Genomic DNA, 24937 nt, shown 5'->3' with positions numbered 1-24937 from the left:
CGAAGGAACGGGAACGGAATGACCGACAACAAAGACGACAAGACTATCGGCGTGAAGAAGACACTCACCCTGAAGCCCTCGGGGATGAGCCAGGGTACCGTGCGCCAGGACATGGGGCGCGGCCGTACGAAGTCGGTCGTCGTCGAGACGGTGAAGCGCCGCCCGACCCGTCCGCTGGACGAAAAGCCGATTACTCCCATTGCAACACCTCCAGCTCAGGCCCCTGCTCCGGTGCAGGCTCAGGCACCGGCACCCGTTGCTGCCGCCCGTCCGGTGGCTTCGCCAACGCCGACGCCGACGCGCGTGCACCAGCCGACGCCGCAGCCGCAGCGTCCCCAGCAGCCGCAGCGCCCGCAGCCTTCGCAGCCGCCTCGTCAGCAGGAGCGCCCGCGTGGCGCCGTTCTGCACGACCTGTCGGCTGGCGAAATGGAAGCACGCCGTCGCGCCCTTGCCGAAGCGCAGGTTCGTGAAATCGAGGAAGCCAAGCAGCGCGTGATCGACGAGGCCCGCCGCAAGGCCGAGGCCGAAGAAGCTGCACGCCTGGCTGCCGAAGAGGCCGCACGCCGCGCTGCGGAACCGCAGCCCGAGCCGCAGCCGGAACCCGAAATCGCTCCGACCCCGGTCGCCGCTCCGGCCGCCAGTGCACCGGCGGCTGCCCGTCCGGGCGCAGCGCCTGCCGCTCCGACTGCTCCCGGTTTCGTGCGTGGCCGCAAGGCGAACGACGAAGACGAAGAGCGCGCATCGCCGCGTGCCGTTCCCGGCCGGGGCAAGGTTGCCATGCCGGTCCCTGCCAAGGTTCCTGCCCGTCCGAAGGTCGAGGAAGACCGTCGTCGCGGCAAGCTGACCGTCACCACCGCCAATGTCGATGACGACGGTACGTCGCGCGGCCGTTCGCTGTCTGCCATGCGCCGCCGGCAGGAGAAGTTCCGCCGCAGCCAGATGCAGGAAACCCGCGAAAAGGTCATGCGCGAAGTGATCCTGCCGGAAACCATCACCATTCAGGAACTGTCGCAGCGCATGTCTGAGCGCGCCGTCGACGTCATCAAGTACCTGATGAAGGAAGGCCAGATGATGAAGCCGGGCGACGTCATCGACGCCGACCTCGCCGAACTCATCGCCACCGAATTCGGCCACACCGTGAAGCGCGTTTCGGAATCCGACGTCGAAGAAGGCATCTTCAACGTCAAGGACGACGAAGGCGAACTCGTGTCGCGTCCGCCGGTCGTGACCATCATGGGTCACGTCGACCACGGCAAGACCTCGCTGCTCGACGCCATCCGCAAGACCTCGGTCGTCTCGGGCGAAGCCGGTGGCATTACCCAGCATATCGGCGCCTATCAGGTCGAACAGAACGGCCAGAAGATCACCTTCATCGACACGCCCGGCCACGCCGCGTTTACCGCGATGCGTGCTCGTGGCGCCCAGGCGACTGACATCGCGATCCTCGTGGTGGCCGCCGACGACAGCGTGATGCCGCAGACGATTGAATCGATCAACCACGCCAAGGCGGCCAATGTGCCGATCATCGTGGCGATCAACAAGATCGACAAGCACGAGGCAAACCCGGAAAAGGTTCGCCAGCAGCTTCTGCAGCACGAAGTCTTCGTGGAATCCATGGGCGGTGAAGTGCTCGACGTCGAAGTTTCGGCGAAGAACAAGCTGAACCTCGACAAGCTGCTCGAAGCCGTGCTCCTGCAGGCCGAAATCCTCGACCTGAAGGCCGACCCGACCCGCACCGCCGAAGGTACGGTCATCGAAGCACAGCTCGACCGTGGCCGTGGCGCGGTTGCAACCGTGCTCGTCCAGAAGGGTACGCTGAAGCCCGGCCAGATCATCGTGGCCGGCGACCAGTGGGGCCGCGTGCGTGCGCTGGTCAACGACCAGGGTCTTCATGTCAAGGAAGCCGGACCTGCGATGCCGGTTGAAATTCTCGGCCTGTCCGGTACGCCGGCTGCCGGTGACAAGTTCGCCGTGGTCGAAAACGAAGCCCGCGCCCGCGAAATCTCCGAATATCGCCAGCGTCTGGCCCGCGACAAGGCGGCTGCCCGCCAGTCCGGTCAGCGCGGTTCTCTCGAACAGATGATGAGCAAGCTGCAGAACACCGGCTTCAAGGAGTTCCCGCTGGTCATCAAGGGCGACGTGCAGGGTTCGATCGAAGCCATTATCGGCGCGCTCGACAAGCTCGGCACCGACGAAGTGCGGGCCCGCATCGTGCATTCGGGTGCAGGTGCCATCACGGAATCGGATATCGCTCTGGCCGAGTCTTCTGACGCAGCCATCATCGGCTTCAACGTCCGTGCCAACGCACAGGCACGCACCGCAGCCGAACGTGGCGGCATCGAAATCCGCTACTACAACATCATCTACGATCTGGTGGATGACGTGAAGGCGGCGATGTCGGGCCTGCTCTCTCCGGAACGTCGCGAGACCTTCCTCGGCAATGCCGAAATCCTGGAGGTGTTCAACATCACCAAGACTGGCAAGGTCGCGGGTTGCCGCGTCGTCGAAGGCAAGGTCGAGCGTGGGGCCGGCGTGCGCCTGCTGCGCGACAACGTCGTTATCCACGAAGGCAAGCTCAAGACACTCAAGCGCTTCAAGGACGAAGTGGCCGAAGTGCCGATGGGCCAGGAATGCGGCATGGCCTTCGAGAACTACGAAGACATCCGCGCCGGCGACACGATCGAGTGCTTCCGCGTCGAACACATCACGCGTACGCTCTAAGAGCGGCCGCTTCGAAACGATATACTTCGGGCGCCGGATCTTCCGGCGCTCGCTGTATTTTGAGACAATGTCGCCTTCGGGCATGACACTTCGTGACAGACTTCATCCGATGCATCCGGACGCAGCCGCCCTGTGGACTGCATGACCGATGCGAAAGGCAAGACGACTATGACAAAACCAACCTCTTCGGCACCTTCGCAGCGCATGCTGCGCGTCGGCGAGCAGGTGCGTGCCGCCATCACCCAGGTGCTTCAGCGCGGGGAAGTGAACGACGACGTCATCGAAAAGACGGTGATTTCGGTTTCGGAAGTGCGCATGTCGCCGGACCTGAAGATGGCGACCGCCTATGTGGCGCCGCTCGGGGTTTCCGACCATGACGCTGTCATCGCAGCACTCAACAAACATGCGAAGTTCATTCGCGGTCGCATCGGCGGCCAGCTTCGGCAGATGAAATACATGCCGGAAGTGCGCTTCCGCGACGATACAAGCTTCGACAACTACCAGAAGATCGATGCGCTCCTGCGCTCGCCGGAGGTCCAGCGCGACCTCGGTTCCGAAGACGACAAAGACTGAGAAACCATATAGATGTCCAAACCCAGAAAGCCCAAGGGCCGTCCGATTTCGGGCTGGCTCATCCTCGACAAGCCGGTGGATTTCGGCTCGACCGAGGCGGTCGGCAAGATCAAGTGGCTCTTCAATGCCCAGAAGGCCGGTCATGCCGGCACGCTCGATCCGCTGGCGTCCGGCATGTTGCCGATCGCGCTCGGTGATGCGACCAAAACCGTTCCTTACGTGATGGACGGCCGCAAGATCTATGAATTCACCGTGACCTGGGGCGAAGAGCGTTCGACCGACGACCTGGAAGGTGAAGTGACCCAGAGCTCCGACCAGCGGCCGAGCGAAGAGGCGATCCGCGCGCTGCTGCCTGATTACACCGGCGTCATCAACCAGATCCCGCCGCAGTTCTCCGCGATCAAGATCGCCGGCGAACGGGCCTATGATCTGGCGCGTGAAGGCGAGACCGTCGAGATCCCGTCCCGCGAGGTCGAGGTTCACCGCCTGACGCTTCTGAAATGCGAGGCCGACCGGGCGTTTTTCGAGGTCGAATGCGGCAAGGGCACCTATGTGCGTTCTCTGGCCCGCGACTTCGGACGAGAACTCGGCTGCTACGGGCATATCTCCGAACTGCGCCGCAGCTATGTGGCGCCCTTTGCCGAGGAGATGATGGTGCCGCTCGCCGAACTCGTGGCGCTTGAGGCGATCGAGGACAAGGACGAGCGTCTCGCGGCGCTGGATGCTTTCCTGGTGGATACGGCGGAGGCCCTGTCGGCCCTGCCGCAGCTGAGGATCACCGAGGACCAGGCGCATCGGCTGCGCATGGGCAATTCGATCATCGTGCGCGGCCGCGATGCGCCGGTGGCCGAACCCGAGGCGGTGGCCTTGTCCGGCAACAAGCTGGTGGCGATCGGCGAAATTGCCAGCGGCGAGTTTCATCCGCGCCGGGTCTTCAACTGACACACGGCCGCCGCCTGCTCTTTTCCATGGCATCTTTCCTTATGCCCGGGAATGGAGTATAGGCGGCACCAGCTTGTGCCCTTGGCGCATGCATTCACGGCCAATGCTGGACGACATCCCGGCGTTTGGCGACCTGTTTCTCCTTATTTAGAAAGGATCCACGATGTCGATCACTGCAGAGCGCAAGGCCGCCCTCATCAAGGAATATGCCATCAAGGAAGGCGACACCGGTTCTCCGGAAGTTCAGGTCGCAATCCTGACCGAGCGTATCACCAACCTGACGGAACACTTCAAGGGTCACAAGAAGGACAACCACTCGCGTCGTGGCCTTCTGACCATGGTTTCGACCCGCCGTTCGCTTCTCGACTACGTCAAGAAGCAGGACGAGGCTCGTTACACCAACCTGATCACCCGTCTCGGCATCCGCCGCTAAACAGTTCCCGGCGGGTCTTCTGTCCAGAAGATCCGCCGGTTGCCTTTCCAGGTCGGGCCAATGGACCCGCACCCCGTCCCGCGCATGGATTTGCCAGGGACGAATGACAGGCCGGATGGGCCGGACCTGTCGATACCAACCGATGACCTGTCATGGGGCAGGATTGTTGGATGCTTCCGCGCCAAAAGGGCGAATTTGCGGGACGACCCGCCGGATCCGAAGCCTCCCACTGTCTTGCCCGTGATCGCGTCAGCACATTGCAGATGCTGCGAGCCCCCTTAACCGGCGGCCCGGTGCTGCATATGAAGGACAAGATATGTTTGATGTTCACAGCGTTGAAATCGAGTGGGCAGGCCGCCCGCTGAAGCTGGAAACGGGCAAGATCGCCCGCCAGGCCGACGGCGCCGTTCTCGCCACCTATGGCGAAACCGTTGTTCTCGCCACCGTCGTTTCGGCCAAGTCGCCGAAGCCGGGCCAGGACTTCTTCCCGCTCACCGTCAACTACCAGGAAAAGACCTATGCCGCCGGCAAGATCCCGGGTGGCTATTTCAAGCGCGAAGGCCGTCCTTCGGAAAAGGAAACGCTGGTTTCCCGCCTGATCGACCGTCCGATCCGTCCGCTCTTCCCGGAAGGCTACAAGAACGACACCCAGGTCGTCGTCACCGTTGTCCAGCACGACCTTGAAAACGATCCGGACATCCTGTCGATGGTTGCCGCTTCGGCTGCGCTGACGCTCTCCGGCGTACCCTTCATGGGCCCGGTCGGCGGCGCACGCGTCGGCTACATCAACGGCGAATACGTTCTCAACCCGCATCTCGACGAGATGGATGAATCGGTTCTCGACCTCGTCGTCGCCGGCACCTCCGACGCCGTGCTGATGGTGGAATCGGAAGCCAAGGAACTGAACGAAGACGTCATGCTCGGCGCCGTCATGTTCGGTCATCGCGGCTTCCAGCCCGTCATCGACGCGATCATCAAGCTCGCCGAAGTGGCTGCCAAGGAACCGCGCGAATTCGAACCGGAAGACCATTCCGCTCTCGAAGCCGAAATGCTGTCGATTGCCGAGACCGAACTGCGCGCTGCCTACAAGATCACCCAGAAGGCTGATCGTTACGCTGCCGTCGACGCTGTCAAGGCCAAGGTGAAGGCGCATTTCTTCCCGGAAGGCGAAGAGCCGAAGTATTCGAACGAAGTCATCGGCGCTGTCTTCAAGCACCTGCAGGCGAAGATCGTTCGCTGGAACATCCTCGACACCAAGAGCCGTATCGACGGTCGTGATCTGGAAACGGTTCGCAAGATCGTGTCGGAAGTCGGCATCCTGCCGCGCACGCATGGTTCGGCCCTCTTTACCCGTGGCGAGACCCAGGCGATCGTTGTCGCCACGCTCGGCACCGGCGAAGACGAACAGTATGTCGATAGCCTCACCGGCATGTACAAGGAACGCTTCCTTCTGCATTACAACTTCCCGCCCTACTCGGTTGGTGAAACCGGCCGCATGGGCTCCCCGGGCCGCCGCGAAATCGGCCATGGCAAGCTCGCCTGGCGCGCCATCCGTCCGATGCTGCCGTCGGCCGACCAGTTCCCCTACACGCTGCGTGTCGTCTCCGAGATCACCGAGTCGAACGGCTCGTCCTCGATGGCAACCGTCTGCGGCACCTCGCTCGCTCTCATGGACGCCGGCGTTCCCTTGGCAAAGCCGGTCGCCGGTATCGCCATGGGCCTGATCCTCGAAGGCGAACGCTTCGCGGTTCTCTCCGACATCCTCGGTGACGAAGACCACCTCGGCGACATGGACTTCAAGGTTGCGGGCACTGCCGACGGCATCACCTCGCTGCAGATGGACATCAAGATCGCCGGCATCACCGAAGAGATCATGAAGGTTGCACTCGGCCAGGCCCAGGGCGGTCGCAAGCATATCCTCGGCGAAATGGCGAACGCCCTTTCGGAAAGCCGTGGCCAGCTCGGCGAATTCGCACCGCGCATCGAAGTGATGAACATCCCGGTCGACAAGATCCGCGAAGTCATCGGTTCGGGCGGCAAGGTCATCCGCGAAATCGTCGAAAAGACCGGCGCCAAGATCAACATCGAAGACGACGGCACGATCAAGATCGCATCGTCCTCCGGCAAGGAAATCGAAGCGGCCCGCAAGTGGATCCACTCGATCGTCGCCGAGCCGGAAGTTGGCGTGATCTACGAAGGCACCGTTGTGAAGACCGCCGACTTCGGCGCCTTCGTCAACTTCTTCGGTTCGCGTGACGGCCTCGTGCACATCTCGCAGCTCGCTTCCGAGCGCGTTGCCAAGACCTCCGACGTCGTCAAGGAAGGCGACAAGGTCTGGGTCAAGCTGATGGGCTTCGACGAGCGCGGCAAGGTCCGCCTCTCCATGAAGGCCGTCGACCAGACGACCGGCAAGGAAATCGTTGCCGACAAGAAGGATGGCGAAGCGGCTGCTGAATAAGCGCGCCTTCGCTCTACCCGATCCGAGGCGCGGGAGTTTATCCCGCGCCTTTTTCGTACGCACCATAACCGTTTCCGTCCGCCCGAAGAGAAGACCAAACCATGAGCCGCGACACGCTGAAGACCCTGTTCCATCCGTTCACCACCGAGGCGGTTCCGCTGCCTGGCGCGGATCAGCGCTATCTCTTCCTCGGCGCCGAGGCCGGCTTCGCAAAACCTGAAGGTTTTGCTGCGGAGCTGACCGTGGTGCAGGACTTCCGGCCGGAATTTCGACGCCTGGAATTGAGCCACCAGAAGCCGGTGGCGGCTGTCGAGGGCGACAATTTCGACGGAGCGCTCGTTCTGTGCAGCAAACACAAGGGTCTCAACGAGGATCATGTTGCCGAAGCCCTGCGTCGTGTGAAAGCGGGTGGCCTTGTCATGATCGCCGGAGCCAAGGAAGAAGGGATCCTTCCGCTGCGCAAGCAGCTCGATCGGCTCGGCCTCGCCCCGGACTCGACCCCGAAATATCACGGCGTTGCAGTCTGGTTCATCGTCCCCGATGACGCGACCGCCGCAATCGCGGCACTTTCATCCAAGACCGTCACCGTCGAAGGGCGGTTCGAGACCAAGGCCGGTCTTTTCTCGCATGCGCATGTCGACGAGGGCTCCGAACTGCTGGCCAGCCGCCTGCCGACCGACTTCGACGGCAATGCTGCCGATTTCGGTGCCGGCTGGGGTTATCTGTCGGTGATGCTGGCCGAGGCTTCGCCTCGCACCAACCGCATCGACCTGTTCGAGGCAAGCCACAGCGCATTGGAACATGCCAAGCGCAATCTCGCCCACAACCATCCTGACCTTACCACCCGCTTCTTCTGGCAGGACCTGGCGACTGAGCCGACCAAGGAGAAGTACGATCTGGTCATCATGAATCCGCCTTTCCATGAGGGCCATGCAGCCGAACCCTCGATCGGTGCAGCGATGATCAAGGGGGCCCATGATGCCCTGCGCAACGGCGGCAACCTGCTGATGGTCGCCAATCGCGGCCTGCCCTATGAGCCGGTTCTGGCCGCGCATTTCAAGCAGCACGGCGAAGTCTGCCGCAACGCCCGCTTCAAAGTTTTGTGGGCCAAGCGCTGAGGCGCCGAAGTCTCACGCCTCAGTGATGGAATGACGCGGGCGACGCGCTCGACTCCGGCTACGCCTTGGCTTACCATTTCATGCCAAGATCTTCCCTTTGGGCGGCATGGAATGGGATGGCGGGTCGGAACCTCACCGATGAACTGACAACCGTGGCCGGACTTGCATCCGCCGTGGTCGTGCATGCGCTGTCCTACGGGATCGACATCAATCCCATCTGCAAGGCGCTGGAGATCGATCCAGCCTGCTTCCAGGACATGACCGCCCGGATCAGTCTCGATCGCCTGTGCCGGCTTCTGGAGGCCTGTGCGCTGCTGTCGGATGACGAAGCCTTCGGGGTCACCAGCGTCAAGGCATATGAGGCGGGATCAAGTGGTCCGTTCGGCTATGGTCTGATGTCTGCCCCGACGGGCCTCGACCTCGTGCGCTTCGTCGATCAGCATATCCAATACGTGACCCATACCAGCTATTCGCGGCTGGTCATCGACGCGCAGGGCGCCCATCTCGCCTGGACATTCGCCCCCCTCATCGTCAAACGCGACCAGTATGTGGACATGTCGGTCGCGCTTGTCATGCAGCGCGTACGGGATCTGGCCGGGCTCACGGCGGATCTCGTCGAGGTCGAGCTGGAGCGACCGAAACCACGCAACCTGCAACCTTTTCGTCAGTTTCTCACGAAGAAGGTGAGTTTTGGCGCCAGCATGAACTGCGTGCATTTTCCCCAAGCCTTCCTGGATACACACAATCCCACCGGGGACCGGCGGCTGTTCGAGTTGATGGATCTGCAATGCCGGAGCCTGAGGCCCGCGACGGCGGAACTGCCGAGCGACTTCGTCGATCAAGTGCGCCGGCACCTGCTGGTGCATGTTTCGCAGGACGAATACCCGCTCTCCGAGATCGCCCCCTATTTCGGCCTCTCGGAGCGGACCTTCCAACGACGGCTGGCGGATCACGGGACAAGTCTCAACGAGCTGCGCGACGGCATCAGGCGCGAGGTGAGCTACAATCTGCTGACCGAGAGCGAGCTGCCGATATCGGAGATCTGCTACAGGCTCGGCTATTCCGCACCCAGCGCTTTTACCCGTTCCGTCACGCGCTGGTTCGGCTCCACGCCGACTGAAGTTCGGGAGCGAAAGTCGGCGTGAACCGCACCCTGCTTGACAAGTCTGGCTGGATGCTGTGTCATCCCCAGACCCTGAGAAACAAGCCTCTCCAGGAAGAGCTTAATTAGCGCGTGTCGATAATTTTTTGGCGCACAGGGGTAACGACAATCTCCTTGATCGCCGTATAACCGCGCGCTGACGCCATGGCTTGCATGGCATTCTCCCATGGTATTTTCCAGCAATGAAAATGATGATGACCGATCCCCAAACGGCGCTCGGGCAGGAGCCCGGTTTCTCCTTGCTGACCGACAGGGAAATTCGTTGTCTGCAACTCGTCGCCGAAGGCAAGCGGCTGGAGGATGCGGGCAATATCCTCGTGCTATCACAGGAAGACGTGAGCCATGCCCTGGCCTCCGCGCAGATCAAGCTCGAGGCACGCAACCTGTTTCATGCCGTCAGTATTGCGATGCTGATGGGTGTGATCCGGCATACCGATCCGTTTCAACCGGAGTAAGCCGTGCTTGCACGGCTGGCGGACCACTTCGGATGGCGATGGCCCGGTGCGGAGACGTACCAGGCCTTTTCTTTGACTCGGTCCGGCGCCCCCAAACGACAATGGGGCGGCCAAGGCCACCCCATCCGGTTTGTCAGCAAAGAGATCGCAGATCTCAGCTGTTGTGGCGCTGGAAGACCAGGGTGGCGTTGGTACCACCGAAGCCGAAGGAGTTTGACAGAACGGTATCGATCTTGGCGTTGTCGATGCGCTTGCGCACCACCGGCACGCCTTCGAATTCCGGATCCAGTTCGGTGATGTGGGCGCTCTCGCCGATGAACTTTTCCTGCATCATCAAGAGGCCGTAGATCGATTCCTGGACGCCGGCTGCACCCAGCGAGTGGCCGGTCAGGGACTTGGTCGACTGGATGTGCGGGATCTTGTCGCCAAAGACTTCCCGGATCGCGCCGATTTCCTTCGAATCACCCACCGGCGTCGAGGTGCCGTGCGTGTTGATGTAATCGACTTCGCCGGTGACAGTGGACAGGGCCTGGCGCATGCAGCGGATCGCACCTTCGCCTGAGGGGGCAACCATGTCGTAGCCATCAGACGTCGCGCCGTAGCCGACGACTTCGGCATAGATCTTGGCGCCGCGGGCCTTCGCGTGCTCCAGTTCTTCCAGAACCAGAACGCCCGCGCCGCCGGCGATGACGAAACCGTCACGCGAGACGTCATAGGCACGCGATGCGGTTGCCGGCGTGTCGTTGTACTTCGACGACATGGCGCCCATGGCATCGAACAGGCTCGACATCGACCAGTCGAGATCTTCGTGGCCGCCGGCAAAGACCATGTCCTGCTTGCCCCACTGGATCATCTCATAGGCATTGCCGATGCAATGGGCCGAGGTCGAGCAGGCGGACGAGATGGAATAGTTGACGCCGTGCAGCTTGAACCAGGTGGCAAGCGTGGCGGACGCCGTCGACGACATCGCCTTCGGCACCGCGAACGGGCCGATACGCTTCGGGCTCTTGTTCTGGCGGACGATGTCGGCCGCCTCTACGATCTGACGGGTGGACGGACCACCGGAGCCCATGATGATGCCAACGCGCTCATTCTGCTGATAATCGGCCTCCTCGAGGCCGGCATCGGCGATCGCCTGCTTCATGGCGACATGGTTCCAGGCGCCGCCCTGGGACAAAAAGCGCATGGCACGGCGATCGACCAGTTCGGTCGGGTCGAGCGTGGGCTTGCCCCAAACCTGGCACTTGAAACCGTTTTCGGCGAAATCGGGAGAAAAGGTGATGCCGGACTTGGCATCCCGCAGCGATGCGGTGACTTCGGCGGCATCAGCACCGATGGAGGACACGATGCCAAGACCTGTTACTACAACCCGTCTCATCTCTCAGACCTTTTTCATGAACTTCAGGTGTGGACGGGGCCGGTTCAGGCCGCCTTGTCCTTCGACAGACCGACCCGCAGGTCGGTTGCCTGATAGATAGTTTCGCCATCGGCCTTTAACCAGCCATCAGCGGTACCAAGAACCAGACGGCCACGCATGACGCGCTTGAAGTCGATGCCGTATTCCAGGAGCTTGGTGTCCGGACGGACCATGCCCTTGAACTTCACTTCGCCCGTGGACAGCGCCATGCCGCGACCGGGCTCGCCGAGCCAGCCAAGGAAGAAGCCGGTCAATTGCCACATGCCGTCGAGGCCGAGGCAGCCGGGCATGATGGGATTGCCCTGAAAATGGCAGGGGAAATACCAGTCATCGGGGCGCACGTCGTATTCGGCGCGGATGTAACCCTTGTCGAAGGCGCCACCGGTTTCCGAGATGTCGGTGATCCGGTGAACCATCAGCATGGGCGGCAGCGGCAGCTGCGCATTGCCGGGACCGAAGAGTTCGCCACGGCCGCAGGAGAGGATTTCGTCGTAATTGTAGCTGGATTGTTTCGTTGTCATCGTTCTTCTTCTTCCCCCCTCTGCTTCACGTATCCGGACCCAATAGACCAAGACGGCGCTAAAATGAAGCCTTTCCGAGTGATGGGCTGCAGACGCGGATATGCGCCGATCGCCGGCCAGACCGGTTTCTTCCTCGTCGCATACAGGAAGCAAATGACCATCACCAGACCCAAAGGGCCGAAAAAGCAGCACATGCCGGGCCTGCTTCGGCTTGTCCCCACCCAAACTATTGAAACCGCCTGACTTTGAGGCTATATCCATCGCAAGGGACAGATATGCCCGCAGACAACTTGGAGTTCGTCTTTGACGATGGCACCCTGCCAAACCGGCATCGAGCTAAAATTGCGCCGTTCGGGCTTGCGCCCGACACGGCAGCGCATTGCTTTGGCCGGCCTGCTGTTTGCCAAGGGTGATCGCCATTTGACCGTCGAAGAACTGCATGAAGAGGCGATCGCTGCCGATTTCCCGGTATCTCTCGCCACCGTCTACAACACGTTGCACCAGTTTACCGAGGCCGGCCTGATCCGGGTTCTGGCCGTCGAGAGCGCGAAGACCTATTTCGACACCAACGTCTCCGACCATCACCACTTCTTCGTCGAGGGCGAAAATACCGTGCTCGACATTCCCGTGAACAATATTTCCATCGACAACCTGCCGGCTCCGCCGGAAGGGATGGAAATCGCTCATGTCGACGTGGTCATTCGTCTGCGCCCCAAACAGGGCTGAACCTCACATCACTTCATCGGGATGTCGGCCAGGCCTGCGTTTGTAGGTCGGGAAGGTCCAACCGAAAAAGAGTGCGCCTCCCCTGATGGTGAAGGCCGCAACCACGCCGGCGAGCGATGCGAGATAAAGTGGCGCGCCCAGTTCATTGGCGAGCGTGAAGACGGCGGCGCCTGCAAGAGCGGCTGTGATGTAGATTTCCGGACGCAGCAGGACGGAGGGCTCGTTGGCCAGCAGATCACGCAACACACCGCCGAAACTCGCCGTCAGGGTGCCGGTGACGATCGCGATCGTCGGCGAACCGGTGGCGGCCAGACCCTTGACCGCGCCCATGACGCAATAGGCCGAGAGACCGATGGCATCGAGCCAGATCAGCAGGCGATAGCGCGATTCGACCAGATGGGCCGTGAAGAAGACCAGAACGCCGACCGCGCAGCAGACCAGGATATAATTGGGATTCAACACCCAGAAGACCGGGGTGCGGCCAAGCACGATGTCGCGCACGGTGCCGCCGCCGACGCCGGTGGCAACTGCGAAGAAGAGAAAGCCGATCATGTCGAGCTGCTTGCGGGAGGCCGCAAGCGCGCCGGTGGCCGCGAACAGCGCAACGCCGGCATAATCGAGATAAGACAGCAGCGACATTCATCCCTCCCCTGGCACTCCCACTGGCGCGCAGGGCCAGATTTGAATCACGCCGTTAACGCCGAGGCAAGCCGGAAGCGCTAGAGTTTTGACACTACCAGCAGCCATCTGATCCGGAGCATCCGATCGTGTCGTTCCTCAAGCACCTGTTCCTTGCCTTCACCGTTCTGCTGGTCGCATCGCATGCGGTGGCCCAGCAGGAACTGCTGAAGGATCCCGAGATGTATGAGAAGACCCACTACGCCAAGCGCTGCAGCGAAGCGAAGTTCGGCGCGGGTTTCATCGAGCGGATCGACATCAACAATGACGGCATCCCGGACGCCGTGACCAACAGCAGCGAGATCATGTGCGACGGCGTTCGCGGTCCGGATTGCACCGCCGAGGGCTGCCCGTTCAACTTCTACCTCCAGGTCAAGGAGGGCGGCTATTTCATGATCGCCACGGCACAGATGTATTCCTATGATTTCATCAAGCGCTTCGGCAACATGGTCTTCGTTCTGAAGATGCATCCACGCTATTGCGAACGCGACGAGGGCGCCGAGCCCTGCGAGATGACCGTGCGCGTGCGCGGCACGAAATTCCTGACCATCTCGAAGAAGTGACGGGCCTCAGGGCGCGGGGAAAATTGTGTCTATTCGCCCCATTGCCCAATAGGCCAGGAGGCCCAGCCATTCACGTGTGGCCGTCGCCATCTGCTGGGCGTTCAGTGTTGGCTGGGTGAAATCGAGGCCGAGGCCGACCTTGCCGGTCGTGCGGAAATCCGTCGGCCACGGCGTGACGGCGATATCCGCCTTGCGGAACAGACCGACCGAGCGCGGCATGTGGAAGGCCGAGGTGATCAGCAGGCAATCAGAGAGGCCGTTTTGCGCGAGAATCTGGCGGCTGTTCTGTGCGTTCTCGTCCGTGTTGCGCGAGGTGGTCTCGGTCACCAGACGATCAGCGGGCAGGCCGAAAGCTCCGAAGAAGCGCAGGGATGCCGCCGCATCCCCCTCATAGGCGCCGCTCAGCGAGCCGTCACCGCCCGACACGAGGATCTTCGCCTGCGGATGGAGCAGTGCCAGCCGGAGCGCCTCGATGAATCGGTCGGCGGACTGGTTGAGCTCGATGCCGCTTCTGGCCGTCGTCACCTCCGTCTCGAAGGCGCCGCCGAGCACGATCATGCAGGCGACATCGGCGGGATCCGAGGCCGGGCGGGGAAAACGGGCTTCGAGCACCTGCAGAAGATATGAGCCGGTCGTGGTGTAGAGCGTGACGAAGAGCAGCAGGAGGGCCGTTGCCAAGGCACCGGTCGCTGCACGGCGCCATCGGACCAGCATCAACAGAAGCGTGAGCAGCCCTAGCAGGAAGACCAGAGACAGGGGCTGGACGGCCATCCAGAAGAGTTTCGACAACACGAACATGGCGCGCTCCTTCGCTTGGACGAACCTTCCGCGTGCAGGTTCGACCCACAGGCTTCCGTAACGTCAGCTTCGCTCAAGCAGGCGTTACTAAACCCTCGTGCCACTGTCATCATTTGGATTTGCACTTTTTCAGGAGGGGACCATGCGCTTCGCCATCGACACCGTGGACGATTCCGGCAATGACCGCATCTATATCGGCACCCCCCTCGACGTCACCGACAACACGCTGCGCCTGCGCCTGCGCGAGGGCGAGGTGAAACTCGAGATCCGCAAGATTATTGATTGGTTCCAGATCGACCGCAGCGAGAACGGGGAAAAGGTGGAGTTGTTTCCGCGGTGAGAGGGTTATTCGTTAGTCGAGATACCAAGGCTATCTCGTTCTGATCGAGAGGTCTGTTACCTACTTGGGCGTATTAGCCTGGTCGCAGGTTGGACTATCCTCAGCTACCCAATTTCCGTTGTCTTGGCAGCGATTAACCGTTCCTTTCGTCACACATAAATAGGCCCCTGGCGAATAGTGCAAGTCGCCATAAATGCACATATTTTCCCGCCATTTGGACTTCTCATCTTGAGTACTGGCATCTTCGGCAAATGCCGAATTGTGCGAACCAAAAATGCCAAGCGCCAACGCAAAAACTATTAGACAATGCCCTCTCATTTGAAGATTTCCCTACCCAGATTTTAAGCCAATCTCACCATAGCATAGCATTGCCAAAGAACACAGCCATACTTATCCCGTCCGGTGGCTATGAAGGCTAGGAATTGGCGCCGCTTCATTTGAGTATACCTTCTCGAAGCGGCAACAAGCTCCGAAGTGGTCGCTTCTTTATCGCTAAAGAGGGAAATAGATTTTGGGGGTCTCAGCCTTCAGTTGCTCGCCCTCACGGACCACTGATATGAGGCAGCTTATAGCCAACTCACGGCCCACTTCGCTTAGAGCCACGAGGCCAGCCGGACGGCGGAGCATGAAGGCACCCTGACGCACGGGCGCAATGCCAGGCAGGAGGTCGCCGGGGCATAGTGTCTGGCAAACGGGGAAGGCCCCTCCCACCGGGGGGAAAGCTCGCCGCCGCTCCTAGGTGATAGGCTCTGAAATGTGTGACCTCTGTGTATCTCCGGGGGTCCCTTAGGGCTTCATGACCTTGTTCCAGTCGATTTCATAACCGACCGCCTGAAGCTCAGTTGCTAGAGCGGACTTCCAGTTCCCCTCATAGGCGGTGTAGATGACCCCATCAAAGTCGCTGGGGGTCTCCACGTCGCCCTTCTTGAGGGCGGCCACTCGCTCCGGTCCCAGTGCCCCCAGAAAGAAACCAAGCTCCAAGATTACGTTCTGTCGGGCGCGGCGCTGGCTCGCCGTTGTCTCATCGTCTGGCGACAAGAGCACCACTGCAAACCCAGCGGTCTGCGCGACCTCCCGAAACTTATGGATGATCGTGCGCCCTTTATTGGGCTGCTCGTGGAGAATGATGGGATCAAAACCGATGGCGGAAAGGAATCTCGCCACGCCTTCTTTCATGCCTTCGTCATGGCCATGCACGATGAACACCTTACGGGATGATAACCGCGATTGATCATCGTCGTCATCGGCTATCAAGGCAGGGGTCTCGCCAATCTCCTCAAGCTTTTCGCGCAAATAAGTGACGGCACTGTCAAGAAGTTGAATTGATTTGAGCCTCTCCTTACTGAGCGCCTCGACGATTTGATAACCAGAGACGGGGCCGGCCATCGAGATGGGATAGTAGAAGTATTGGGCCGTGTAGTACCGTTTGTACTCAATTGTCCCGGCGCCGAAAGTCTCAACCAATGCCGTATCGATTGCCGTACTCAGCGGCCTTGTGGAGGCGCTCGGGTCCCGAGGATCAATCGAACTGGGCTCGAATTGCTGGACACTATCCCGACACCTTTCCAGTCGTTTGATTCCACGCTCAATCTGAGCGCGGGTAAGCTGGGCTGGCCTGAGGTCTGGGGTTGTCGGGCGACTTACCAAATCTGTTCTCCTTTTGGTGATGAACAGGTTGCACCACGCGGATACATGGAGTCGAGACCGAGCAGGGCAGAACCCACGGGCGTTTTACGTGCACAAACGCAAATGGACCTTATCGTGGGACTTCTTTTGGACTTGCCACAAAGGGACATCCCGCGACACATTGGAAAGCATACTATTTTGGGAAGGCCTGAAAAATGGTGGAGCTAAGCGGGATCGAACCGCTGACCTCTTGCATGCCATGCAAGCGCTCTCCCAGCTGAGCTATAGCCCCATCAAGGGTACCGGGTAATTTCCGGCTCCGGGAACCCCGTGGAAAGCACCGCTTCCGGTGGGGTGGCGGCTTGATACTTCCGGTCGTCGGAGATGGCAAGCCGAAAAATGAAAGCCCGGGCATTTTTTTAGGCCCGGGCTCGAAATCCTTGAAAAATCAGACTTCGTCGTCGTCGCCGGGGACGCCAATGAGACCGGTCATGTCGTCATCGTCGTCGTCTTCGTCGGCTTCCAGGAAGGTGTCATCGTCGTCGCCATCGATCTCGACGTCGTCATCGCCCATGTCGGGGATGTCGTCGCCGGATGCCTCGTCGGCGTCCTCGAGCGAGACCAGTTCGACGTCGGTGTTTTCGGTGTCGACTTCTGCGACCTCCTCTTCCTCAGCCTTTTCCATGATGGCTGCGACCGAGGTTTCCTCAAAATAGGAAAGCGGCCAGGACTTGCCCGTGTACGGCGACACGATCGGGTCCTTGTTCAGGTCGTAGAATTTCTTGCCGGTGTCGGGGCAAGTGCGTTTCGTTCCAAGTTCTGCCTTCGCCACTGTCAAAGCCTCATGAAGTCGTGAAGAATAAGGGGCATGCGCCAAGCGCCCGGCGCGAGGCCGGCCAAACTGTAGTCGGTCCCCTTAATCGCTGGCACTGCGTCTGTCAAAGGCAATCTGCGGGGGAAAGATTGGCGTGGCGGCGATCGGTCCGCCGAGCCAGTGGTTATCGCTCGTCAAGCGCTCGATCTTCCGCACCGATCGCCGCTGGTGATGCCGCTTCGCTTGGCAAGCGGAGCCAAGCTTTGTATCACCCATCAAATTCAATTGTGGATCGAGAGGAACCGGCATGATCATCGCCATCGACGGGCCGGCAGCAGCCGGCAAGGGAACCTTGTCGCGCAAGATCGCCGAGACTTACGGCTTTCACCACCTCGATACAGGGCTGACCTATCGGGCAACCGCCAAGGCGCTGATCGATGCCGGGCTGCCGCTTGACGACGAAGCGGTCGCGGAGAAGGTGGCCCGCGAACTCGATCTCGGCGGGCTGGACCGTGAGGTGCTGTCTGCGCACGCGATCGGCGAAGCGGCGTCGAAGATCGCCGTGATGCCGGCGGTGCGCCGGGCGCTGGTCGAGGCGCAGCGGGCGTTTTCCACCCGCCTGCCCGGTACCGTGCTCGACGGGCGCGACATCGGCACGGTCGTTTGCCCGCAGGCGCCGGTCAAGCTCTATGTCACGGCCTCCCCCGAGGTGCGCGCCAGGCGGCGTTATGACGAGATCATCGCCAAAGGGCTGGATGCCGATTTCGAGGCGATTTTCGCCGATGTGAAGAAGCGTGACGAGCGCGACATGGGGCGGGCCGACAGCCCTTTGAAACCAGCCGAAGACGCGCACTTGCTAGACACCTCCGAAATGAGTATAGAGGCCGCATTCTCGGCGGCAAAGATCCTGATCGACGCTGCCCTGACGAAACTGCGCTGATCCGGAACCGGCCAAGCCGCTTTCCGTTTCAGTTGGCCACTTCCCCGTCCCCGCGCCGGACAGCTCTCCACAGAGAGCGGATGGAGGATTTGGTCCCGACCAACACGAACCACCGGCGCAATCCGCATCCCAATGGATGCGACTAGGAGATTTCATGTCTGTTTCTACCCCGTCGCGCGAGGACTTTGCTGCCCTCCTCGAGGAATCCTTTGCCAAGACCGACCTGGCCGAAGGCTATGTTGCCAAGGGCATCATCACCGCCATCGAAAAGGACGTCGCCATCGTTGACGTCGGCCTCAAGGTCGAAGGCCGCATCGCGCTGAAGGAATTCGGTGCACGCGCCAAGGACGGCACGCTCAAGGTCGGCGACGAAGTCGAAGTTTACGTCGAGCGCATCGAAAACGCTCTCGGCGAAGCTGTTCTGTCGCGCGAGAAGGCTCGTCGCGAAGAAAGCTGGATCAAGCTCGAAGCCAAGTTCGAAGCTGGCGAGCGCGTTGAAGGCGTTATCTTCAACCAGGTCAAGGGCGGCTTCACGGTTGACCTCGACGGCGCCGTTGCCTTCCTTCCGCGTTCGCAGGTGGACATTCGTCCGATCCGCGACGTTACCCCGCTGATGCACAACCCGCAGCCCTTCGAAATCCTCAAGATGGACAAGCGTCGCGGCAACATCGTTGTCTCGCGTCGTACGGTTCTCGAAGAGTCCCGCGCTGAACAGCGTTCGGAAATCGTTCAGAACCTCGAAGAAGGCCAGGTTGTTGACGGCGTCGTCAAGAACATCACCGATTACGGTGCGTTCGTTGACCTCGGCGGCATCGACGGCCTGCTGCACGTCACCGACATGGCATGGCGCCGCGTCAACCATCCTTCGGAAATCCTGTCCATCGGCCAGTCGGTCAAGGTTCAGATCATCCGCATCAACCAGGAAACCCACCGCATCTCGCTCGGCATGAAGCAGCTCGAGTCGGATCCGTGGGATGGCATCGCTGCCAAGTATCCGGTTGGCAAGAAGATCTCCGGTACCGTGACCAACATCACCGACTACGGTGCATTCGTCGAGCTGGAACCGGGCATCGAAGGCCTGATCCACATCTCGGAAATGTCCTGGACGAAGAAGAACGTTCATCCCGGCAAGATCCTTTCGACCACGCAGGACGTCGACGTCGTCGTTCTCGAAGTCGATCCGTCGAAGCGCCGTATCTCGCTCGGTCTCAAGCAGACCCTCGAGAACCCGTGGCAGGCATTTGCCTACAGCCATCCGGCCGGCACTGAAGTCGAAGGCGAAGTCAAGAACAAGACCGAATTCGGCCTGTTCATCGGCCTCGAAGGCGACGTTGACGGCATGGTTCACCTCTCCGACCTCGACTGGAACCGTCCGGGCGAACAGGTCATCGAGGAGTTCAACAAGGGTGACGTGGTCAAGGCTGTCGTTCTCGACGTCGACGTCGAGAAGGAACGCATCTCGCTCGGCATCAAGCAGCTCGGCAAGGATGCTGTCGGCGACGCCGCTGCTTCCGGCGACCTGCGCAAGAACGCTGTCGTTTCGTGCGAAGTCATCGGCATCAACGATGGCGGCATCGAAGTGAAGCTGGTCAACCACGAGGACATCACGTCCTTCATCCGCCGCAACGACCTGGCCCGCGATCGTGACGATCAGCGTCCGGAGCGTTTCTCGGTCGGTCAGGTTGTCGACGCCCGCGTCACCAACTTCTCCAAGAAGGACCGCAAGGTCATGCTGTCGATCAAGGCTCTCGAGATCGCAGAAGAGAAGGAAGCCGTCGCTCAGTTCGGTTCGTCCGACTCTGGCGCTTCGCTCGGCGACATCCTGGGTGCAGCGCTCAAGAACCGCAACAACGACTAATCCTCGCTGTTGACTGAATGCAAGAACCCGCCGGGATCGCTCCCGGCGGGTTTTTTGTTGGCCATCCTGACTCCGCGGGGTCAGGCGAAATCGGACAAGCGTCGATAGAGCGCCTGTGCCGGATCTTCGTCTGGAGGGGGCAAGGCCGGTCGCGCGTCCGCAGCGTCGAGCTGCGGTGCGGCCAGGCCGAGATCGATCCGGTCATCCGGGCCGCTCGCATCGCCTTCGAATACCAGGGTTTCCGTATCCTGGTCCGGGGGATCCTCGGCTGCGTCCTCATCCGAGCTTGGCTCCTCGTCTGCGGCTTCGTCAGGGTGTTCCTCCTCATGTGCGCCCCTGCGCACCGGACTGGCGGACTTGGTCTCGACTTCGCTGTCGATGACATAATTGACAAATGCAAGCGGCAGGCCATCCCCGACATCTGCTCTGCGCGCAGCCTCGCCCTGGTGCGAGGGGAGCGTGGAGGCTCCAAGAGCGAGACGCTCCTCCCACTGGATGGGACGATCCAGGGCGGGCGCTTCGCCGTTGTCCGCCAGAGTTTCGGCCGGCGGCGTGGTTCGGGACGGCAGGCGTTTCACATCCGTCTCTTCCGGTTCCGCCGGCATCAGCGCGTCGAGCGCGCGATCGACGACGTCCGTTTCAACCTCGCTTCCATAAAGCGCCAGCAGCGTTCTGATGAGATCGCTCTCAGCCATGTCGTCCAGAAGCTCACTCGGCAAGGTCGGGAGCGTTTGCTGAAGTGTTGGCGATCCAGCTTCGGGCTTTCCACTAGCTTCGTGCGGGTGAACCTTCGCATTGGGCGGTGAAGTCAGGGACGGCGCCATGGTCGGAGAGACCGGATCGGTGCTTCGTGTGGCGCCGGGTTGGGCATTGGCCATGAACGCTGCGGCGCGGTCTGCGGCTTTTCGCGCCGAGACTGGAATGCGGTCGGTTTGCGCGGGTTCGGCGGAAGCCGTCAGCCGATCACGCATCTGGCGGAGCACCCGCAGATTGTCGGAGCCGTCGTTCGCTGACGCCTGTTCTCGCCCTCTCAATGGTTCGCCAGCTGCATGACGCCCATCCTGCTCTCCAGCCCGTCGAACCGCAGCGGGTGGAGCCAAGGTCGCGGAGATCTCCACGGCGGCCGGCGTCATCTGGCTCGACAGGGACGCAGGGGATTGAGACGAAGGCCTGGCGGGCATGGGCACGGCCGGCGAAGCTTGCTGTCCGGCGGCACGGGCATCCCGTGCCGGTTGGCCAAGGGACATTCCGCCATTCTGGCGATAGGAGGAGATCACGGCGCGCGCGCCCGGATCGCGGTCCTTCTGGCGATAAAGTTCCAGATAAATCGCGAGCGTCGCGGCCTCCGGACCCTGCGGATTATGCAACGCCTGGAGCAGAGTTCTCAGCTGCAAGCCGGCAAAGGCATCCGAGAGCATGACCTTCAGCTTCTGCCGTTCCGCAGGCGCCAGTGACGTGATGGCTTCGATCAGGCGGGCGGCGAAAGCTGTCAGCGGCTCACCCGGCTCCTGCTTCATCTTCAGCGCGGCGGCGAGAACTTCGGTGAGCACCACGAGATTCTGCGAGATGCGCTCCGGCGCACTCAGCAGCATCATGTTGAGGTTTCCGGCGATGCTTCCGGCAGCACTGGCGGGATAAGGCTCGACGCCCGCTGCGACCGGCGGGCGTCCCGTTGTGCGGGTCTCGGCCTGGGTGCGGCTCTCCTGTGGCTGCTGATACAGGTTCGTCGGGGCGCTGACGGGACCGATCATGGCGACCTCTCGCGTTCAAGGTGCCCTTTTCCACACGGTCTCTGCCTCTCGCCGAAGCGATCGGGCGCGGGATCGCCAAGGACGGTGGCGGATCTGCCTGCTTTTCAAGGAGGAGATTGGCAAAACATGGTTAACAAAAAGCAAATCTACCGGAGCGGAATGCCGGAGGCTCAAGCTTCGCACATACCTGGACTGGCACCATGCCGGCCGGCGGCTTTCTGCCGCGCAACTTTTGATGGGCGCCAGCATGACATCCAATCTCATCCTGAACACGGATAGCTACAAACTCGGGACCTTTCTGCAGTACCCGGCAGATACACGTTCCGTCAGCGCCTTCGTCACGACGCGCGGCAGCTCGTTCCGCCCGGAGGTGATGTTCTTCGGGCTGCAGATGTTCCTCAAGGATTACCTGTCGCGGCCGGTGACCCGGATGGATGTGGCGGAGGCCGAGGAGGTGGCTTCGGCACATGGGCAGCCGTTCGACAAGGCCGGCTGGCTGCATATCGTCGAGGCCCATGGCGGTCTGCTGCCGCTCCGCATCGAGGCGGTGCCCGAAGGCACGGCGCTTCGCCGGGGCGTTCCGGTGGTCCAGGTGGTCAACACGGACCCTGCCCTGCCCTGGCTCACCTCCCACATCGAGACGTCGCTGCTGCGTGCCGTCTGGTATCCCTCGACGGTGGCGACCACGGCCTGGCGGCTGCGCATGGCGATCCTGCCTTTCCTGGAGCGGACCACGGATGACCCGCACGGCTTGCAGCCGAGCCGGATCAGCGACTATGGCTGCCGCAGCACGTCGAGCGTCGAACAGTCGGCAATCGGTGGTGCGGCGCATCTCGTCCATTTTCACAGCTCCGATTCGCTGCCGGGCATCCTGCAGGCGAGGCGGGCCTACGGGGCGGCCATGCCGGCCTTATCCATGCCTGCTGCCGAACACGGGACAATCACTGCCTGGGGTCCAGATCGTGAGGTCGAAGCCTATTCGCATCTCATCGACCGGTTCAGCGAATTCGGCGCCTATTCCATCGTCTCCGACAGCTATGACCTGCACAATGCCGTCACCGAAATCTGGGGCAAGAAGCTGCAGACAAAGGTGCGGGCGGCCGGTGCGACACTGGTGGTTCGCCCCGACAGTGGCGACCCGATCGACACGCCGGTCCAGGTGGTGGCGCAGCTCGCCTACGCCTATGGCACCCGGCTCAACGGCAAGGGCTTCAAGGTTCTGGACGCGAATGTGCGGGTGATCCAGTCCGACGGGGTGTCCATCCAGGACATCCAGATGATCCTGGGGCGGCTGGAGGGCATGGGCTTTTCCGCAGAGAACATCTCGTTCGGCATGGGATCCGGCCTGCTGCACAAGATCAACCGCGACACGCTGTCCTTCACCATGCGCCAAAGCGCGGCACAAAATGCTGGTGGGGAATGGCGGGAGACCGGTCGGCGGTCCACCCATCCGCAGGAAAAACCGCCGATGGCGGGACGCGTGGCGGCGATTGCCGACGGCACGGACATCGTGGCTATTCCGCTTGCGGAGCTCGGCGCACGCACGAACCTGCTGCAGCCGGTCTGGGAAAATGGCCAATTGCTGAAGGATTGGAGCTTCGACGAAATCCGCGCACGAGCGAGTGTCGCGAGCGTTTCCTCGTAACCGCCTAATCGATCAGGCGCAGGAACATCGGGTAGAGGCCGGCTTCATCCGAAGGGGCCGGGATGCGCTTGCCGAGCGGCTGGTCCGGGCGGCTGCGCTCGTCGACCATGAGGGCATCGAGCCAGGTGGCCGGTGCATAATGCGGGCCTGCATCTTCATCCTGCTGATCAAAGTCGTCGGTGTCCGGTCGGTCCGTATCATACGTGATGGTCGAGCGGGACAGGCTATCGAGAAGGCTATTGGCTGCTTCCGTCATGGTCGCTTTATTTCTACGCTTTGCTGCTGACGAGGCCCTTGAAACACGGGACACCGTTGCCGATTTCACTGCGGTCATGATGCAAAGTCGGAGTTAATGAAAGCTTGGCGCATTCGTTTCATTGCATCTCAATTATCGTCTACAAGAACAGCTAGGCCATGAGTTGTCGACCGCCCGCTTCCCTGCTCGCGTCCGCCTCCGGAGATCTGCTGTCCGCCCTCGACCAGGAGCTTGCCGGCGAGATGGCGGATGCACTCGGACGCGCCGGGCGGAAAGCCGAAATTGCCCTGCTTCACTGCGCCGAGGCGCGCGGCAAAAGCGCCGAGATCCTGTCAGCGGCTGTCGATGAGGCTGCGCAGGCAGTCTTTGCTCTTTCGGTGCAACGGGAATTGTGCGGCATGCGGAACCAGGCGGCGATGATCCGTCAATATGACATCCCGAAAGACGTGATGGCCCGCGTCGGCATCACCCGCAAAGCCTGAAGCGGCCTTTGCGCTCAGCTGTGGGCGAAGATATCCGTCTCGTCCCAGCCGAGCAGATCGAGCTTGGAGCGGGTCGGCAGGAATTCGAAACAGGCGTTCGCATGCTCCATGCGACCATCGCGGACAAGGCGCTCGGTCAGCTTGTCGCGCAGGGCATGCAGGTACAGCACGTCGGAGGCTGCGTATTCGAGCTGTGCCTGGCTCAGCTTCTGGGCCGCCCAATCGGAGGACTGCTGCGCCTTGGAGATGTCGACCTCGAGCAGTTCCTTCAGATTGTCCTTGAGTCCGTGGCGATCCGTATAGGTGCGGCACAGGCGCGACGCGATCTTGGTGCAAAAGACCGAAGCCGTGGTCACACCGAAGGTATGGTAGAGGACAGCGATGTCGAAACGGCCGTAATGGAAGATCTTCTGGCGGGAGGAATCGGCGAGAAGGGCAACCAGATTCGGCGCTTCGGCCTGCCCGGCCGCGATACGGATCACGTCAGCGGTGCCATCGCCAGGCGACAATTGCACCACGCAAAGACGATCGCGGCGGGGCACCAGACCCAGCGTTTCCGTATCGATCGCGATCGCGTCGGTGTACCGCGCCGCATCAGCCGCAGAAATATCGCCTTCGTGGTAGCGGATCGTCGCCATCTAAGTCTCCAGACATTCTCAG

The 24937-nt window shown here is 61.4% G+C and carries 24 protein-coding genes and 1 tRNA gene; 15 read left to right on the top strand and 10 right to left on the bottom strand.

Features of this window, described 5'->3' with window-relative positions:
* Nucleotides 1-18 precede the first annotated feature (18 nt).
* The 8 genes from infB to DFO46_RS21890 all read left to right on the top strand — a co-directional run bounded on the left by infB (nt 19) and on the right by DFO46_RS21890 (nt 9862).
* Nucleotides 19-2721 carry a translation initiation factor IF-2 gene (infB, locus tag DFO46_RS21925; RefSeq protein WP_120279079.1) on the top strand — a complete coding sequence of 901 codons (2703 nt, stop codon included), beginning with the start codon at nt 19-21 and terminating at the stop codon, nt 2719-2721.
* Nucleotides 2722-2889: 168 nt separating this feature from the next.
* The gene (gene rbfA / locus DFO46_RS21920; RefSeq protein WP_110793931.1) at nt 2890-3294 is read left to right on the top strand and encodes a 30S ribosome-binding factor RbfA; all 405 of its coding nucleotides are present in this window, start codon (nt 2890-2892) and stop codon (nt 3292-3294) included.
* A 12-nt stretch (nt 3295-3306) separates the two neighbouring features.
* The gene (gene truB, locus DFO46_RS21915; protein ID WP_120279078.1) at nt 3307-4236 is read left to right on the top strand and encodes a tRNA pseudouridine(55) synthase TruB; all 930 of its coding nucleotides are present in this window, start codon (nt 3307-3309) and stop codon (nt 4234-4236) included.
* A 163-nt stretch (nt 4237-4399) separates the two neighbouring features.
* Nucleotides 4400-4669: a 30S ribosomal protein S15 gene (gene rpsO / locus DFO46_RS21910; protein WP_110793891.1), complete on the top strand. Its 270-nt coding sequence runs from the start codon at nt 4400-4402 to the stop codon at nt 4667-4669.
* 316 nt (nt 4670-4985) lie between these two features.
* On the top strand, nt 4986-7127 hold the full coding sequence (pnp, locus tag DFO46_RS21905; RefSeq protein WP_120279077.1) for a polyribonucleotide nucleotidyltransferase: 2142 nt from the start codon (nt 4986-4988) through the stop codon (nt 7125-7127).
* Nucleotides 7128-7228: 101 nt separating this feature from the next.
* On the top strand, nt 7229-8245 hold the full coding sequence (locus DFO46_RS21900; protein WP_120279076.1) for a class I SAM-dependent methyltransferase: 1017 nt from the start codon (nt 7229-7231) through the stop codon (nt 8243-8245).
* Nucleotides 8246-8361: 116 nt separating this feature from the next.
* On the top strand, nt 8362-9390 hold the full coding sequence (locus DFO46_RS21895; RefSeq protein ID WP_120279075.1) for an AraC family transcriptional regulator: 1029 nt from the start codon (nt 8362-8364) through the stop codon (nt 9388-9390).
* A 211-nt stretch (nt 9391-9601) separates the two neighbouring features.
* A complete protein-coding gene (locus DFO46_RS21890) occupies nt 9602-9862 on the top strand; it encodes a helix-turn-helix transcriptional regulator (protein ID WP_245422688.1) in 261 nt (86 codons plus the stop codon).
* A 154-nt stretch (nt 9863-10016) separates the two neighbouring features.
* Here DFO46_RS21890 and fabB read toward each other — a convergent pair whose 3' ends face one another.
* Nucleotides 10017-11240, bottom strand: coding sequence for a beta-ketoacyl-ACP synthase I (gene fabB / locus DFO46_RS21885; RefSeq protein ID WP_120279073.1), 1224 nt, complete (start codon nt 11238-11240; stop codon nt 10017-10019).
* A gap of 44 nt (nt 11241-11284) precedes the next feature.
* The gene (fabA, locus tag DFO46_RS21880; RefSeq protein ID WP_110793896.1) at nt 11285-11800 is read right to left on the bottom strand and encodes a 3-hydroxyacyl-[acyl-carrier-protein] dehydratase FabA; all 516 of its coding nucleotides are present in this window, start codon (nt 11798-11800) and stop codon (nt 11285-11287) included.
* A 309-nt stretch (nt 11801-12109) separates the two neighbouring features.
* On the opposite strand from fabA, the gene irrA reads away from it, so the two are divergent.
* Nucleotides 12110-12526 carry an iron response transcriptional regulator IrrA gene (gene irrA / locus DFO46_RS21875; RefSeq protein ID WP_110793897.1) on the top strand — a complete coding sequence of 139 codons (417 nt, stop codon included), beginning with the start codon at nt 12110-12112 and terminating at the stop codon, nt 12524-12526.
* A gap of 3 nt (nt 12527-12529) precedes the next feature.
* On the opposite strand, the gene DFO46_RS21870 is transcribed toward irrA, so the two are convergent.
* Complete coding sequence (locus DFO46_RS21870; RefSeq protein ID WP_110793898.1) at nt 12530-13165, bottom strand: trimeric intracellular cation channel family protein; 636 nt, start codon at nt 13163-13165, stop codon at nt 12530-12532.
* A gap of 146 nt (nt 13166-13311) precedes the next feature.
* On the opposite strand from DFO46_RS21870, the gene DFO46_RS21865 reads away from it, so the two are divergent.
* Entirely contained in the window at nt 13312-13767 is a 456-nt protein-coding gene (locus DFO46_RS21865; RefSeq protein ID WP_165826429.1) for a hypothetical protein, read from the top strand.
* A gap of 6 nt (nt 13768-13773) precedes the next feature.
* Here the strand turns inward: DFO46_RS21865 and DFO46_RS21860 are convergent, their stop codons facing one another.
* Nucleotides 13774-14565: a YdcF family protein gene (locus DFO46_RS21860; protein WP_120279072.1), complete on the bottom strand. Its 792-nt coding sequence runs from the start codon at nt 14563-14565 to the stop codon at nt 13774-13776.
* A gap of 142 nt (nt 14566-14707) precedes the next feature.
* Here DFO46_RS21860 and DFO46_RS21855 point away from each other — a divergent pair, with 142 nt between their 5' ends.
* Nucleotides 14708-14905 (top strand): hypothetical protein, encoded by a 198-nt coding sequence (locus tag DFO46_RS21855; RefSeq protein ID WP_120279071.1) that lies wholly within the window; start codon nt 14708-14710, stop codon nt 14903-14905.
* A gap of 786 nt (nt 14906-15691) precedes the next feature.
* Here DFO46_RS21855 and DFO46_RS21850 read toward each other — a convergent pair.
* The 3 genes from DFO46_RS21850 to DFO46_RS21840 all read right to left on the bottom strand — a co-directional run bounded on the left by DFO46_RS21850 (nt 15692) and on the right by DFO46_RS21840 (nt 17363).
* A complete protein-coding gene (locus DFO46_RS21850) occupies nt 15692-16369 on the bottom strand; it encodes a nucleotide-binding protein (RefSeq protein ID WP_245422687.1) in 678 nt (225 codons plus the stop codon).
* A gap of 378 nt (nt 16370-16747) precedes the next feature.
* Nucleotides 16748-16823, bottom strand: a tRNA-Ala gene (locus tag DFO46_RS21845).
* Nucleotides 16824-16979: 156 nt separating this feature from the next.
* Nucleotides 16980-17363, bottom strand: a complete 384-nt coding sequence (locus DFO46_RS21840) for a TIGR02300 family protein (protein ID WP_062277405.1) — start codon at nt 17361-17363, stop codon at nt 16980-16982.
* A 289-nt stretch (nt 17364-17652) separates the two neighbouring features.
* On the opposite strand from DFO46_RS21840, the gene cmk reads away from it, so the two are divergent.
* Both cmk and rpsA read left to right on the top strand, forming a co-directional pair.
* On the top strand, nt 17653-18285 hold the full coding sequence (gene cmk / locus DFO46_RS21835) for a (d)CMP kinase (RefSeq protein ID WP_120279070.1): 633 nt from the start codon (nt 17653-17655) through the stop codon (nt 18283-18285).
* Nucleotides 18286-18439: 154 nt separating this feature from the next.
* Nucleotides 18440-20143, top strand: a complete 1704-nt coding sequence (gene rpsA / locus DFO46_RS21830; protein ID WP_110793903.1) for a 30S ribosomal protein S1 — start codon at nt 18440-18442, stop codon at nt 20141-20143.
* Nucleotides 20144-20223: 80 nt separating this feature from the next.
* Here the strand turns inward: rpsA and DFO46_RS21825 are convergent, their stop codons facing one another.
* Nucleotides 20224-21894 (bottom strand): hypothetical protein, encoded by a 1671-nt coding sequence (locus DFO46_RS21825; protein ID WP_120279069.1) that lies wholly within the window; start codon nt 21892-21894, stop codon nt 20224-20226.
* 247 nt (nt 21895-22141) lie between these two features.
* Between DFO46_RS21825 and DFO46_RS21820 the strand changes: the two genes are divergently transcribed.
* Complete coding sequence (locus DFO46_RS21820) at nt 22142-23539, top strand: nicotinate phosphoribosyltransferase (protein WP_120279124.1); 1398 nt, start codon at nt 22142-22144, stop codon at nt 23537-23539.
* A 4-nt stretch (nt 23540-23543) separates the two neighbouring features.
* Here DFO46_RS21820 and DFO46_RS21815 read toward each other — a convergent pair whose 3' ends face one another.
* On the bottom strand, nt 23544-23795 hold the full coding sequence (locus DFO46_RS21815; protein WP_120279068.1) for a hypothetical protein: 252 nt from the start codon (nt 23793-23795) through the stop codon (nt 23544-23546).
* 158 nt (nt 23796-23953) lie between these two features.
* Between DFO46_RS21815 and DFO46_RS21810 the strand changes: the two genes are divergently transcribed.
* Nucleotides 23954-24277, top strand: coding sequence for a DUF6665 family protein (locus tag DFO46_RS21810; RefSeq protein ID WP_120279067.1), 324 nt, complete (start codon nt 23954-23956; stop codon nt 24275-24277).
* 14 nt (nt 24278-24291) lie between these two features.
* Here the strand turns inward: DFO46_RS21810 and DFO46_RS21805 are convergent, their stop codons facing one another.
* Entirely contained in the window at nt 24292-24915 is a 624-nt protein-coding gene (locus DFO46_RS21805) for a ribonuclease D (protein ID WP_120279066.1), read from the bottom strand.
* Between the last annotated feature and the right edge of the window lie 22 nt (nt 24916-24937).

The sequence above is a fragment of the Rhizobium sp. AG855 genome, assembly GCF_003610655.1.
In the GTDB taxonomy this organism is placed as follows: domain Bacteria; phylum Pseudomonadota; class Alphaproteobacteria; order Rhizobiales; family Rhizobiaceae; genus Allorhizobium; species Allorhizobium wuzhouense.
The sequence above is the reverse complement of the archived record's forward strand: the minus strand, read 5'-3'. Positions and strand labels throughout refer to the sequence as shown.

Bases quoted from the DNA above. Each gene is read 5' to 3' on its own strand.
- cmk (WP_120279070.1), top strand. From the start codon at position 17,653: ATGATCATCGCCATCGACGGGCCGGCAGCAGCCGGCAAGGGAACCTTG.
- DFO46_RS21855 (WP_120279071.1), top strand. From the start codon at position 14,708: ATGCGCTTCGCCATCGACACCGTGGACGATTCCGGCAATGACCGCATC.
- DFO46_RS21860 (WP_120279072.1), bottom strand. From the start codon at position 14,565: ATGTTCGTGTTGTCGAAACTCTTCTGGATGGCCGTCCAGCCCCTGTCT.
- rpsA (WP_110793903.1), top strand. From the start codon at position 18,440: ATGTCTGTTTCTACCCCGTCGCGCGAGGACTTTGCTGCCCTCCTCGAG.
- DFO46_RS21815 (WP_120279068.1), bottom strand. From the start codon at position 23,795: ATGACGGAAGCAGCCAATAGCCTTCTCGATAGCCTGTCCCGCTCGACC.
- truB (WP_120279078.1), top strand. From the start codon at position 3,307: ATGTCCAAACCCAGAAAGCCCAAGGGCCGTCCGATTTCGGGCTGGCTC.
- DFO46_RS21895 (WP_120279075.1), top strand. From the start codon at position 8,362: ATGGCGGGTCGGAACCTCACCGATGAACTGACAACCGTGGCCGGACTT.
- DFO46_RS21870 (WP_110793898.1), bottom strand. From the start codon at position 13,165: ATGTCGCTGCTGTCTTATCTCGATTATGCCGGCGTTGCGCTGTTCGCG.
- irrA (WP_110793897.1), top strand. From the start codon at position 12,110: ATGGCACCCTGCCAAACCGGCATCGAGCTAAAATTGCGCCGTTCGGGC.
- DFO46_RS21825 (WP_120279069.1), bottom strand. From the start codon at position 21,894: ATGATCGGTCCCGTCAGCGCCCCGACGAACCTGTATCAGCAGCCACAG.
- rbfA (WP_110793931.1), top strand. From the start codon at position 2,890: ATGACAAAACCAACCTCTTCGGCACCTTCGCAGCGCATGCTGCGCGTC.
- fabA (WP_110793896.1), bottom strand. From the start codon at position 11,800: ATGACAACGAAACAATCCAGCTACAATTACGACGAAATCCTCTCCTGC.
- pnp (WP_120279077.1), top strand. From the start codon at position 4,986: ATGTTTGATGTTCACAGCGTTGAAATCGAGTGGGCAGGCCGCCCGCTG.
- DFO46_RS21810 (WP_120279067.1), top strand. From the start codon at position 23,954: ATGAGTTGTCGACCGCCCGCTTCCCTGCTCGCGTCCGCCTCCGGAGAT.
- DFO46_RS21820 (WP_120279124.1), top strand. From the start codon at position 22,142: ATGACATCCAATCTCATCCTGAACACGGATAGCTACAAACTCGGGACC.
- fabB (WP_120279073.1), bottom strand. From the start codon at position 11,240: ATGAGACGGGTTGTAGTAACAGGTCTTGGCATCGTGTCCTCCATCGGT.
- DFO46_RS21890 (WP_245422688.1), top strand. From the start codon at position 9,602: ATGACCGATCCCCAAACGGCGCTCGGGCAGGAGCCCGGTTTCTCCTTG.
- rpsO (WP_110793891.1), top strand. From the start codon at position 4,400: ATGTCGATCACTGCAGAGCGCAAGGCCGCCCTCATCAAGGAATATGCC.
- DFO46_RS21805 (WP_120279066.1), bottom strand. From the start codon at position 24,915: ATGGCGACGATCCGCTACCACGAAGGCGATATTTCTGCGGCTGATGCG.
- infB (WP_120279079.1), top strand. From the start codon at position 19: ATGACCGACAACAAAGACGACAAGACTATCGGCGTGAAGAAGACACTC.
- DFO46_RS21900 (WP_120279076.1), top strand. From the start codon at position 7,229: ATGAGCCGCGACACGCTGAAGACCCTGTTCCATCCGTTCACCACCGAG.